The following is an 11,898-nucleotide window of genomic DNA, read 5'->3' as shown; positions in this document are numbered from 1 at the left end:
TATACACAACGAGACACTATCATGGCGAAAACCGCGGCGGCTTTACACATCCTCGTGAAAGAGGAAGCGCTGGCTAAAGAGTTACTGGCAAAACTGGAAAAAGGCGAAAATTTCCAGCAGTTGGCGAAGAAACATTCAACCTGCCCATCAGGGCGTAACGGCGGTGATTTAGGGGAGTTTCGTCAGGGGCAAATGGTGCCGGCCTTTGATAAAGCGGTCTTCACCTGCCCGCTACTGAAACCTTACGGACCGGTGAAAACCGCCTTTGGTTATCACATCATCAAAGTGATCTACCGTAACTGATTACTTCTTGCTCTTCATCTGCTGCAAAATAGTGCTGCACTGATTGTCTTCATTATCACTTGGAGAAATCAGTGCCAGCAATGCGGCGGCAGGCGCAACCACCGCGCCCAATGCTACCGCTGCCGCGCCACGTGCAATTAACGGCCCCGCTTTCACCCCCGCATCCGGGCTTTTAAACGTGCCGCGCACGTAAAGCGGCGATCGCAGCGTGATAATGCGCACACCTTTGCTCTCAGGATTAACGGTGAGATCCATGCGTTCGTTGGCAAAGTTGGCGTTGCCGGTAATATTAATCACCGCGTTCTCGGTATCGAACACAAAGAGGTTCGGCGTTGCTAAGCCGTTTTGCAGTTTGATATCGGTCGCAGCGCAGTTGATACGCACTTCATCATCACCGAAGAGTTTACCCACCACGTAATTACCGACATTCAGCCCGGCTATTTCCATCAGGCTGCGGCTAATCAAACCATCGTTCATCAGCAACTTGAGTTGACCATTACTGGTCGCCAGCAAATCCGCCACTGAGTTGCCGTTGCCGGTAAAGCTGGCATCACCGTTTAGCTGACCCATGCTGTTTTGCATGGCAGTCACATCCGGGAACAACTGACGCAGATGCAATTTACGTGCATGTATATCCGCGCGTCCCCGCATCGGGGTTCGATCGCCTTCCAGATGTATGGTGCTGTTCAGACTGCCGCCCGCCATACCAAAGCGCAGCGGATCTAACAGCAAATCACCGTTTTTAAGCTGTAAATGGGTATAAAGATCGCTTAACGGCAGCGAATTACTGTGTTCGATGCGCTTTCCGCTGAACTTCACATCAGCGTCCATGACATCCCAGCTTTTGGTATCAAACTTGTCATGCGGCAAGACACGATCGGCAGGCTGCGTCGATTTTTCACCGCGCTGCGCTTTAGCCTGCACGGTTTTTTCACTGCCTTTACCGGAATCTACCCCAATCAGCGGCCCCAAATCAGCCATGCGCAGCTGACGAGATGTCAGTTCGCCAGCCAGTTTAGGCCGCGGTTTGCCTTGGGTATAAGTCAGCGATCCGTGAATATCGCTGTCGCCAATATGTCCATTAAAATTCTCATAGTGGAAAACCGGCCCCTTCTCACCCGCAAACTTGGCGATCAGATGACCATCGGTTTCGTACGGCGGGGTATCAGGCAGCAACACGCCGGTTAAACCATACAAGTTGGCTAAGGTGTCACCCGAGAAGCGCAGACGCACATCCAGTCCACCAAGATTCATCGGATCTTGCAACCCGCCCGTGACCTGCACGCGTGTACTGCCGTTGCGAATATCTGCCTGGAGAGGGAATGGCGTTGTCTGGCTGCGCAGCGATAACATGCCACCAATTTTGCCTTCGCCAACCAGCCGCTCATTGTTATAGGTGCCGTTCGCCTGCCAGCCAAAGATAAAATCACCCGCGCCTTTTTGCTTGTCATCGCCGCCAGCAATTTGTGCATAAGGTAACGGTTTACCCAGCGGATTCACTTTTACCGTGACATCGGCTTTATTGACGGCGTCGCGATAACGAATCTGACCTTGATCAAACAGGATATTGTCGAGACGGAATGACCAGGCTGACGGCGGCGCGTTTTCATCTTTGCTGTCACTGTTGGCAAGATTGAAGGTCCAGTTATTTTTCTTATCCGCTGTTTGGATCAGGCGTGCATCGGGCGCTTCCAGTTTGATCCACGGAATAAAAACTTCTTTATGCAGCAGAGCCAACGGTGCCAGCGTGGCGTCCACGCGTTGTAAATGCACCATCGTCACTTCTGGAATTTCGGGCGGATTGCCCAGCATGATGTCCTGCGCATGCAGATGCGGCCACGGCACCCAGCTGCGCCAGCCCGGTTCGTCGCGATTGCGCTCCCAAGCCACGCCTAAATCGCCGCGAATGGCGAAAGGACGGTTCAGTTCCGTGGAGACTTTCTGGTTGATGGTTGGCTTCAGGCGATTCCAGTCAAACGTGGCAATCACCACGATGATCACCACAACCAACAATAAAAAAATCCCAATAATCCAGCTTACTATTTTTCCCGTACGTGACATTTTGCATTCTCCTTGCCCTTCCCCGGTCTCCGTTAAAGATAGTCGAGAGCGTGGGGAACGGCATCAGGGAAGCTGGATAGGAAGATGATTCAATTCAGAAAAGGGCACTGGGCGCGAAAAAAAATAGCCTTGCGCCGCCATAGCAGGAGAAGATTGCACTTGTTGCCACTCCTCTTCTGTTTCTACACCTTCAACAATCACGCCATTGCAGTATCGGTTAATCAAAGCCAACAACATAGAAAACAAGCTGCATCCCTCTTCGCTGGCGCGCAGCAGGATGAACAGTTCACGCGAAAGCTTGATGTAGTCGTACTTGAGTTCAGTCAGAGCAGAGAAATTTGCCATGCCGGAACCGAAATCATCCAGCCAAAGCGGGCCAAGTTCCGGCATCTGCGCCACCATCTCTTCCTGCGGCAAAACATGGTGTTCGGTCAGTTCGAATCGCACCCAAGGCAAGCGCGCAATTAAATTGCGAATGGTGGGATGATTTTGAATCGACAGCAGCGAAGGGCCGTCAATATTCACGGATGCGACAATGCCGGTGCGTTCGAAAAAAGTGGCCCACTGCGTTAAGAGTTCCAGCTGTTCATGCACAACATACAGGCGTTGAGGAATATCGAGCGCCGCGAAATAGGCTTCAGACGATAACTTATCCTCCGGCGTAGACGGATGGGTGATGGCGGTCAACAATTCAATCGCTAACAGCCGACCCGTTGTCTGATAGATCGGCTGAAAAGTATAAAACCGTTGGCATTGCTGCCAGAAAAGGCGCGTTTCCTGCGGGGGATTGATGTCAGTCGAAGAAGGTAGTCTGGGACTAATATTCTCCATCACCATGGTATTTTCCTGGTTGGTGGCGAGCGCCTCAATGCGGCAACCCAACGGCAATTTTGGTAATTACTTTATTTTAGGGCCGCAATAAAGCGAAGAGTGTACCAACCCACCAACCTAAACAATCGGCGAAAAAAGCCTGCATTTATTCGCTTTATCAATCAGATCGCACCCTAATCGCGACTTAAGTGGAATCAAAACGGCGTTTTAAAAATCGTTGACGTCTGCCATACCAGACGCGAGACTAATGCAATATTTCACTACAGGCCGAAAACCATGACGCAGAAAAAAATCGCCGTTATTGGCGAATGCATGATTGAGCTGTCCGAAAAGGGTGAGAACATTAAACGTGGTTTTGGCGGTGATACGCTCAACACCGCAGTTTATATCGCCCGCCAGGTTGATGACGCGCAGCTAAGCGTAGATTACGTTACCGCGCTGGGTACAGATTCGTTCAGCGATCAAATGATCGCCGCCTGGCAGCAGGAAAAGGTTAAAACCGATCTGATTCAGCGGCTAGATAACAAAATGCCGGGCCTGTATGTGATTGAAACTGATCCACACGGCGAACGCACCTTCTGGTACTGGCGCAGCGATGCTGCCGCACGGTATTGGCTCGACAGTGCAAACAGCGACGCGGTTTGCCAGCAGCTCGAAAATTATGATTACCTCTATTTAAGCGGCATCAGCCTGGCGATTTTGCCTGATGCCAGCCGTGAGAAATTAATGGATCTGCTGTCGCGTTGTCGCGCCAACGGCGGCAAGGTGATATTTGATAACAACTACCGTCCACGCTTGTGGGCTGATAAATCCCAGGCACAAGCGGCCTATCGCGCCATGCTAAATTGCACTGATATCGCCTTCTTGACTCTGGATGATGAGCATTTGCTATGGGGTGAACAGACGCTTGAAGCGGTTATTGCCCGAACGCGCGAGGCTGGTGCCAGTGAAATCGTCATCAAACGCGGCGCAGAATCTTGCCTGGTTGCTATCGGTGATGATCCTTTGATTGATGTCGCTGCGGTACGTCTGGCGAAAGAAAAAATCATTGATACGACGGCAGCAGGTGACTCATTCAGCGCGGGCTACCTTTCTCAACGTTTGGTCGGTGCATCGCCTCAGGCGGCGGCCGAGCGAGGCCATCTCACTGCCAGCACGGTGATCCAACATCGCGGCGCCATTATTCCGCTAAATGCCATGCCGAATTAATATCTCGCCCCATTTATTGGGGCGTTATTATAACAACGCGTTAAAAAATCCATACATTAAATTTCGCCCTCCGATAATAATATTAATAATTACTGTTACCTGAACACGTTAAATATATGAATAATATAACCTGTCATTTTCAATAAAATAGTAGATCTGCGTCTGAAAAAAATAATTAACTTCCTGCTTTAGATTTACTCTGCAGCCCATTTATTTTATATTTTTTTGGTCTTGAGAAAGACAAATCTATAAATCTGACCACTAAAATAAGGAAATTTCCATGCGTGAACTGACTTTAAAAGAAGTCGAGATCATCTCTGGCGCGGGCAACTTTGCAGACAAATCCAGCGGTGGAACCATCTCCAGTGGCTACAACGGCGGCAAAAGGGGTGGCGCGCCAAAAAGTTGCGCTAACGACGTCGGCGCAGGCGCTATCATAGGATTAATCGGTGGTATTCCTGGCGGCCCGGCGGGAATGGCAATGGGTGCTACTGCGGGCGCACTGGGTGCGTCTTTAGGGTGCAATAATAGCCCGTACGGTGGCAACAAAAATAATAATAGTAATAACAACAGCGGGATTGGCGGACAATGTTCCTGGTAACGTTTGAATAAGCCGTTGCGGTGATGAAAATGCGCTTAAACGATCCACGCACCCGTAGAACAATAATCAGTCTGCTTTCATTATTTATAGCAATGCATATTGCTTATAACACCAGCTTATGTCGTTTTTCAGTTACAAAAAACCCTTACGATCTTTTAATGTGGTTTTTTATGATTGTTGGCGTTTATAGTTTTTTTGCTGCAATTTTCCGCGCACTTGATTGGTATAACGGAAAATCAAGGCAACCTTAATAAATCAGGCAGCGCTGTGCTGCCTTTTTTCAAGGTCTGAAACATCAATAACATTGATAATTGCCGAGTTAAAAAAACTAAAAATTTCAGTGTCGATAAAATTTTACGCTTTGTATTTTAGTTATTAACTCAAATTTCAACGGTTCTACCCTTTCTTCTCTGCAACATATAAAACCCCGTTATAGATTTATTATTAATAATCTTAAAAATCATTAAGTTACAAAATCACCTTGCCACCAGGCATAGTCCTAATCTGCTTATTTTTACCGTTTTCGGATGGACGTCGCTGCTAAAAAAGACCATCTTTTAATCAACAACAGCAGGACGCTGTTTACCCGGCCGCGAACAAAACAATTACAACAGCTCTCGCATCAGGACCTATTTATGAACACAGAAATTATTAATATCTGGCCGCAAGGTGATGCGCCAGGTGCGAGCGACTCGCGCGCTCAGCCTCAGATTGTTGATATGGCGAAGCCGTATGAACCTTTTGATCGTGCCGCTTCGGGCGTTCGCTGTCCAGAAATGGCCATTTGGCATCCGATTGAGTCCAACGGCATTACATTGCTTGTTGCGCCCGGTGGTGGTTATCACCGCGTAATGATTGATCGTGAAGGCAGCGCGCTTGCCACTTTTTTCACTTCCATGGGCTATACGCTGGCGGTCATGACGTATCGCCTGCCCTACGATGGGCATCATGAAGGCCCGGATGCACCGCTGGCAGATGCGCAGCGTGCGGTACGCGTATTGCGTGAACGTGCGCAGCGCGGCTTGAACGGTAAATATATCGTGATGATGGGTTTTTCAGCGGGAGGTCACGTTGCTGCCAGCTTGGGCACACGTTTCGCGGAAAAGCTTTATCCGGTGCAGGACAACGCTGAAAACCACTCGCCGCGCCCAGATGCCATGGTGCTGGTGTATCCGGTAATCAGTATGCGTGAAGGATTGGCCCATGAAGGCTCTCGTACCCGCCTGCTTGGTGCCTGGCCAGATCAGCAAACTATTGATGCTTATTCAATGGAAACACGCGTCCATGCGCAAGTCCCGCCGACGTTATTGATCCACGCTGCTGATGACGAATCGGTATCGGTCAATAACAGCATGGTGTTCTTTAGCGCATTACGGGAACATAACGTTCCAACAGAAGTGCATTTCTATCAGAAAGGCGGACACGGCTTTGGTATCCGAGGTGTGGCAGATTTGCCCCTCGCCAGTTGGCCAATGTTAGTGACCGAATGGCTCAGGGCAAAAACCTGAGTCGTTAAGAAGCCGGCGGCGCAACGTCGCTGGCGCTACCATCGGGTTGGCTAGTGCTGCTGTCCGGCTGGCTGGCATCGCTGCTGGTTGCAGGCGTTGCCGGCGGAGCCATCACCTTATCCCAGTCGCTTTGCAACATTTTCACGTTGGTTTCCGCTTCGCCTTCCGGCTGAATCAACACCATCATCAATTCCTGACTGAGTTGCTGACGCAGTTCCTGATTCAGCTGCTCGCGCGTTAATCCAGCCAAAAAAGCCTGACGCAGTTTTTGATATTGTTCAGGCGCAATATCCACCACGGAATTTTGCTGCGAACGCAGACGCTGACTGATTAACACGTCAGTATCGGTGCGGGCATAGGTGGTAAACAGTTTGTTCAGCTCCAACAGTTTTTGCGCCATCAGCGCATCAAACTCTTCCTGCGGTAAACCTTTATCACGCACTTTCGCCAGCTCACGCGCCACCAGATTCATATTCTGGGACAGCGTGTCGTTGCGCGCATCCATGTTGATTGAGCATTGCGCACGTTGGTATAGCACACGGCAATCGAAACCAACCTGTACGCCCTGCGCTTTGCTGTCGCTTAGCGCACGCTGCACATGCCAGAACAACGCTTCACGTGCCAGATCGCCTTGCCAGTAACGCTGCAAATTTTGCGAATCACGAATCGGCTGCCATGGCGTATCCCACACCAGCGACAGGCGATCCTGGCTCATCTTGCCATTGACCAGATTCACCGGCTCATGCGGCAACGGAGAAAGCGTCGGCAACGGCGCAGGCGCATCGCGCTTGCCTTTTAGCGGTGAGAAAGCTTTATTGATCTGTTCCGACAGACTGCGGCTGTCGACGTTGCCAACCACATAGAGTGTCATTGCATCGGGTGTATACCATTGACGATAAAAGGTTTCCAGCTGAGCCAAATCCACCGGCGCGCGCGGCTGCTCGGCGGGGTCATGTGCCAGTAGCGCCGACCCTTTCAGACGAAAGCGCCACCAGACATCCTGGGTGTTTGCTGGCCAAGTCGCAATAGGATCGGAAGCGGAAAGCGCGGTGTTAACCACTTGATCGGTAATGGCCATATTGCCTGCCGTTGCCGCCAACCAGTTCAATGCTTCTTTCAACAATTCTGGCCGGTTATTGGGCAGGCTAAGGTTAAATTGGGTGTAATCATAAGATGCGATGACCGGCGGGAGCGGATGCTGCGGGTCCATCGCTTGCTGCCATAAGGCGCGTTGTTGATTAGTGTCGAGCGCAGTGTTGTGCACCATGGCAAGGCGCGGCAGCAGATGACTGAAACCTGCCTGTTGCGTCCCTTCCACCAGCGAACCGGTGTTTACCACCATACGCAGTTCAATGCGATCGCTGGGGCGTTGTGGTGTCGCCAGCAACTGCCAGTTGAAACCGTTATCCAGTTTCCCTTCCTGCCAGGCAGGATCGGGTTGCAGCGTTTCTGCTTGTACACCATAACTGGTTGCCGCCAGCACTAATCCACCAACTAAAAGCCGAATTCTGGTGCCCTGCATGTGAACCCCTACTCAAACAATTCAAAAAATCGTTATCACTGGCGCATACTGCCGCTGTTATTAACGAACCGGCAGGCGCCGGACCGCGCTGTTATCCAACAACAAAGTCTTTGACCACAGGAAGGTCATGATGTCGCGCAACGAAGTGAAAAACATTAACTGGGGTTCATTATCCAAATGCCCGCTGTCAGGGCAAGCGACAGCGGGCATTTGTGGGGATTTAAATGGAAATCAGTGATTAAACAGAGGATTCAGACGTTTTTTTCGTCTTATTGCTACCTGAAAGTGTCTCCTTCAACTGGTTTTCATCCAGCTGACCTACCCACTTCGCGACTACCACCGTTGCCACACCGTTGCCGACCAAATTGGTCAGCGCACGCGCTTCGGACATAAAGCGGTCAATACCGAGAATCAACGCCAGGCCTGCTACCGGTAAATGCCCCACCGCTGAAAGCGTCGCTGCCAGCACAATAAATCCGCTGCCCGTTACGCCCGCCGCTCCTTTTGAGGAGAGCAGCAATACCACCAGCAAGGTGATTTGGTGGAAGATATCCATGTGCGCATTGGTTGCTTGCGCGATAAATACCGCCGCCATGGTGAGATAAATAGAGGTGCCATCAAGGTTAAACGAGTAACCCGTTGGAATAACCAGCCCCACTACCGATTTCTTGCATCCGAGACGTTCCATCTTATCCAACATGCGCGGCAGCGCTGATTCAGAAGAAGACGTGCCCAGCACAATCAACAACTCTTCTTTGATATAGGCGATGAACTTGAAGATGTTAAAGCCCACTACGCGCGCAATTAGCCCTAAAACTATCACCACGAACAGAACACAGGTGATATAGAAGCAGACGATCAACTGACCAAGCTGGACCAGCGAGCCAACGCCATATTTACCAATGGTGAAGGCCATCGCACCGAAAGCACCGATTGGCGCAAGGCGCATAATCATATTGATAATGCCGAAGATCACACCCGAGAAGCTTTCGATAACGTTGAAAATCAGCGTACCGGCGTTGCCCATACGATGAAGCGCAAAACCGAACAGCACGGCAAACAGCAGCACCTGTAAAATATTGCCGCCAGCAAACGCACCGATCACGCTATTAGGAATCACATCCAATAAGAAGGCGACGATACCTTGCTGCTCAGCCTGCTGCGCATAAACCGCCACGGCTTTGGCATCCAGCGTGGCCGGATCAACATTCATTCCTGCACCTGGCTGCACCACGTTGACCACGATCAGCCCGATAATCAGCGCAATGGTACTGACGATCTCAAAATAGAGCAGCGCGACTGCGCCAGTCCGTCCAACTGCTTTCATGCTTTCCATGCCAGCAATGCCGGTCACTACCGTACAAAAGATTACGGGAGCGATGATCATCTTGATCAGTTTTACGAAGCCATCACCCAACGGCTTCATCTGAGTACCTAACTCGGGATAAAAATGACCCATCAAAACGCCGATGCCGATGGCAACCAGCACCTGGAAGTAAAGGCTTTTAAATAGCGAGGTTTTCATAAACAGGAGTCCACTAGCGACAGAAATGACGATATTGTCGTATTCGTTATCATGACCGTCAGGCTGGAAAAACCAGACATCAACCGGTAGCCGAAAAATAACACTCTGTTTACGTGATTAATACAGGCTGACAAAGCCCAGGGAAATGATACAGACATAATTCTGAACTGAAACGCTTCAGCTGCGACTTTTGTAACTAAAATTCTCGCAAAATCAATGTATCAGGTGATTATTCTGTTCGTGACGGTTTCACAATCCATTGTTGATTGAAACGTGTCAGATTCACAGCTTCAGAGTAGAGGTAGCCTTGACCAATATGAATACCGCGCGCCAGTAGCCAGTCGCGCTGCTCATTCGTTTCAACACCCTCAGCAATGACATCCAGATTAATGATGTCGGCGATTGCCGCCACAATACGCACCATGGTGTCATCATCGGGCAAAGCTGAGACAAAACTGCGGTCCATCTTCAGTTTATTCACAGGCAGGGCTTTGAACTGATGCAGGTAATTCAGATTGGAATAGCCCATGCCAAAATCATCCAGCGCTACGGCCACGCCGGTTTGCTGAAGCATTCGCAATAGCGAAATCGCCTGTTCTGCATCGCCAATCTGTGCCGTTTCGGTAATCTCCACCACAAAAGTGCCGGGCGCAATACGATGGCGCTCTAACAGCGACTGGAGATGCGTCACCATGCTGGCATCACGCAGTTGCACGGCTGAAATGTTCACGCTGAGTGGAATCATCACGCCATGCTTTTGCCAACCCGCCAGAATGCGGCAGGCTTCTTCGAATACCCAACGGCCAATGGCGGAGATCACGCCAATCTCTTCGGCGCTGGCAATAAATTCTTCCGACAATCCGTAGCTGCCATCCGGTTGGCGCATGCGCAGTAGCGCTTCCGCACCTGCCAATTCACCGGTTTGCATGTTGATTTGCGGCTGGAGGTAGAGCGCAAACTGCTCGTCATGCAGGCCCTGCAAAATATCGTGCTCTTGGGTTAAACGCTTTTGCGCCCGCTCCGTTAAGGCAGCATCAAAGAACAGGATTTGGTTTTTGCCTTGATGGCGTGCCGACATCATTGCCGAGGTCGCGCGGTCCAGCAGTTCATTGGCGCCCAACGGCTCATCATCGCGTAATGCCAATCCGATACTGGCATTGGGGCGTAATTGCAGCTGCTGCAAATTCACCGGCTGATTAAGTCGAATGATCAGGTTGCGCGCCAGTCGTATCGCCCGGAACGGATTATTGGCGCGCTTCATGAGCAGCGCAAAATCACTGGGGCCGGTTTGCGCCAGTAAGGTGTGATCGTCGAGTGTGCTGCGTATTTTCTCCACCAGCGTCAGCATCAGCGTGTCGCGCTGTTCGTCACTCAACACGCCGTTGGCTTCCTGTAGCGTTTCTACGCGGATCACCATCAAACCAAACGGTCGACAAGGATGGCGCATGTGTTGATCAACCAGGGCGAGAAACAGGGTGCGATTCGGTAAATCAGTCACGGCAAAGTGGGTCGTCAGGCGACTCATTTCATCATGCACTGACTCCAGCACCTGCTGATTGCGATTGTAACTGCGGATCAGCATGCCTATTTCATCATCGCGATGTCCCTGCGGCAGCGTCAGCTTGTGCGCCAGAATAGATTGCGGCGGCAGTTCCTGTAGCTCGCGGGAGATATTCCGCAGAGGATGGATGATTAAACGGTTGATACACCAGCTGATCGCTACCGAAAGAATCAGCGCCAGCAGCAAATAGGTGATGATCATGGTCGAGAGCGTGCTGAGAATAAATTGATACACGCGCGAGGAGTTCGCTTGCAACACCAAATACGCCAGCGGTTTAGGCGAACCGGTATTTTCAACGGAATAGAGCGGCAGTGTAATTTGCACCGGCAGTTCAAACAGGCGCGCCACTAAGCGCGGCACCGGTTTTTCGGGTTCGAAATCCGCATGCAGCGCCTGAAAAGCGTTGGGTAATACCACATCCGCGCGGGATAAAATCCCGGCAGGTTTCAGCGAATGTAAAATGTGTTCAGCTTGCGGTATATCGGCTCGCAGTACCGCTTCCGACAGCGGCTGACGCACGCTATGCGCAATCGTTTCCATTTGCTGGGCGTAGTCAATCCTGCGCTGCTGCACAAAATGAAACAGTTGAATGACGATAAAAATGCTGACCGTGATAACGGCAACCAGCGAAACTGTCGCCATCTGCTTTATCGTAAGTGACCGACTTACCCGCAAAAATTCTCTCCCGACTACAAAAAAGCTCAGATATCAGACAGGAAAATGCGCAGCAAGTATATCCCAACGCAATGTTTTTTTTGATGCTTATGCGGCAAGTCG

General features: G+C 50.7%; 10 protein-coding genes. 5 read left to right on the top strand and 5 right to left on the bottom strand.

Annotated elements, in window-relative coordinates; translation table 11 throughout:
• The first annotated feature begins 21 nt into the window (after positions 1 to 21).
• Positions 22 to 303, top strand: a complete 282-nt coding sequence (gene ppiC, locus ACF2G4_RS15160) for a peptidylprolyl isomerase PpiC (RefSeq protein ID WP_243079729.1) — start codon at positions 22 to 24, stop codon at positions 301 to 303.
• Here ppiC and ACF2G4_RS15155 read toward each other — a convergent pair whose 3' ends face one another.
• Complete coding sequence (locus tag ACF2G4_RS15155) at positions 304 to 2,364, bottom strand: AsmA family protein (RefSeq protein WP_409075085.1); 2,061 nt, start codon at positions 2,362 to 2,364, stop codon at positions 304 to 306.
• Positions 2,365 to 2,427: 63 nt separating this feature from the next.
• Positions 2,428 to 3,201, bottom strand: a complete 774-nt coding sequence (pdeH, locus tag ACF2G4_RS15150; protein ID WP_409075084.1) for a cyclic-guanylate-specific phosphodiesterase — start codon at positions 3,199 to 3,201, stop codon at positions 2,428 to 2,430.
• Positions 3,202 to 3,471: 270 nt separating this feature from the next.
• On the opposite strand from pdeH, the gene ACF2G4_RS15145 reads away from it, so the two are divergent.
• From ACF2G4_RS15145 to ACF2G4_RS15130, 4 genes are all read left to right on the top strand, one after another.
• Positions 3,472 to 4,404 carry a sugar kinase gene (locus tag ACF2G4_RS15145; RefSeq protein WP_332624887.1) on the top strand — a complete coding sequence of 311 codons (933 nt, stop codon included), beginning with the start codon at positions 3,472 to 3,474 and terminating at the stop codon, positions 4,402 to 4,404.
• Between the two features lie 280 nt (positions 4,405 to 4,684).
• Entirely contained in the window at positions 4,685 to 5,005 is a 321-nt protein-coding gene (locus tag ACF2G4_RS15140) for a hypothetical protein (protein ID WP_215848001.1), read from the top strand.
• A 29-nt stretch (positions 5,006 to 5,034) separates the two neighbouring features.
• The gene (locus ACF2G4_RS15135; RefSeq protein WP_215848002.1) at positions 5,035 to 5,256 is read left to right on the top strand and encodes a hypothetical protein; all 222 of its coding nucleotides are present in this window, start codon (positions 5,035 to 5,037) and stop codon (positions 5,254 to 5,256) included.
• Between the two features lie 384 nt (positions 5,257 to 5,640).
• Complete coding sequence (locus ACF2G4_RS15130; protein ID WP_215848003.1) at positions 5,641 to 6,513, top strand: alpha/beta hydrolase; 873 nt, start codon at positions 5,641 to 5,643, stop codon at positions 6,511 to 6,513.
• A 4-nt stretch (positions 6,514 to 6,517) separates the two neighbouring features.
• Here ACF2G4_RS15130 and ACF2G4_RS15125 read toward each other — a convergent pair whose 3' ends face one another.
• The 3 genes from ACF2G4_RS15125 to hmsP form a co-directional block, all read right to left on the bottom strand.
• Positions 6,518 to 8,035: a pitrilysin family protein gene (locus ACF2G4_RS15125; RefSeq protein WP_332624888.1), complete on the bottom strand. Its 1,518-nt coding sequence runs from the start codon at positions 8,033 to 8,035 to the stop codon at positions 6,518 to 6,520.
• Between the two features lie 238 nt (positions 8,036 to 8,273).
• Positions 8,274 to 9,560 (bottom strand): dicarboxylate/amino acid:cation symporter, encoded by a 1,287-nt coding sequence (locus ACF2G4_RS15120; protein ID WP_215848004.1) that lies wholly within the window; start codon positions 9,558 to 9,560, stop codon positions 8,274 to 8,276.
• A 229-nt stretch (positions 9,561 to 9,789) separates the two neighbouring features.
• The gene (gene hmsP / locus ACF2G4_RS15115) at positions 9,790 to 11,796 is read right to left on the bottom strand and encodes a biofilm formation regulator HmsP (protein ID WP_409075083.1); all 2,007 of its coding nucleotides are present in this window, start codon (positions 11,794 to 11,796) and stop codon (positions 9,790 to 9,792) included.
• Positions 11,797 to 11,898 lie beyond the last annotated feature (102 nt).

It is taken from the genome of Pantoea phytostimulans (genome assembly GCF_046118715.1).
GTDB lineage: Bacteria > Pseudomonadota > Gammaproteobacteria > Enterobacterales > Enterobacteriaceae > Pantoea > Pantoea phytostimulans.
This window is presented reverse-complemented; position numbering and strand designations above follow the sequence as displayed.

Excerpts from the sequence above, each read along its gene's own strand:
- ACF2G4_RS15125 (WP_332624888.1), bottom strand. The coding sequence starts at position 8,035 with ATGCAGGGCACCAGAATTCGGCTTTTAGTTGGTGGATTAGTGCTGGCG.
- ACF2G4_RS15140 (WP_215848001.1), top strand. The coding sequence starts at position 4,685 with ATGCGTGAACTGACTTTAAAAGAAGTCGAGATCATCTCTGGCGCGGGC.
- ACF2G4_RS15155 (WP_409075085.1), bottom strand. The coding sequence starts at position 2,364 with ATGTCACGTACGGGAAAAATAGTAAGCTGGATTATTGGGATTTTTTTA.
- pdeH (WP_409075084.1), bottom strand. The coding sequence starts at position 3,201 with ATGGTGATGGAGAATATTAGTCCCAGACTACCTTCTTCGACTGACATC.
- ACF2G4_RS15130 (WP_215848003.1), top strand. The coding sequence starts at position 5,641 with ATGAACACAGAAATTATTAATATCTGGCCGCAAGGTGATGCGCCAGGT.
- ppiC (WP_243079729.1), top strand. The coding sequence starts at position 22 with ATGGCGAAAACCGCGGCGGCTTTACACATCCTCGTGAAAGAGGAAGCG.
- ACF2G4_RS15135 (WP_215848002.1), top strand. The coding sequence starts at position 5,035 with ATGCGCTTAAACGATCCACGCACCCGTAGAACAATAATCAGTCTGCTT.
- ACF2G4_RS15145 (WP_332624887.1), top strand. The coding sequence starts at position 3,472 with ATGACGCAGAAAAAAATCGCCGTTATTGGCGAATGCATGATTGAGCTG.
- ACF2G4_RS15120 (WP_215848004.1), bottom strand. The coding sequence starts at position 9,560 with ATGAAAACCTCGCTATTTAAAAGCCTTTACTTCCAGGTGCTGGTTGCC.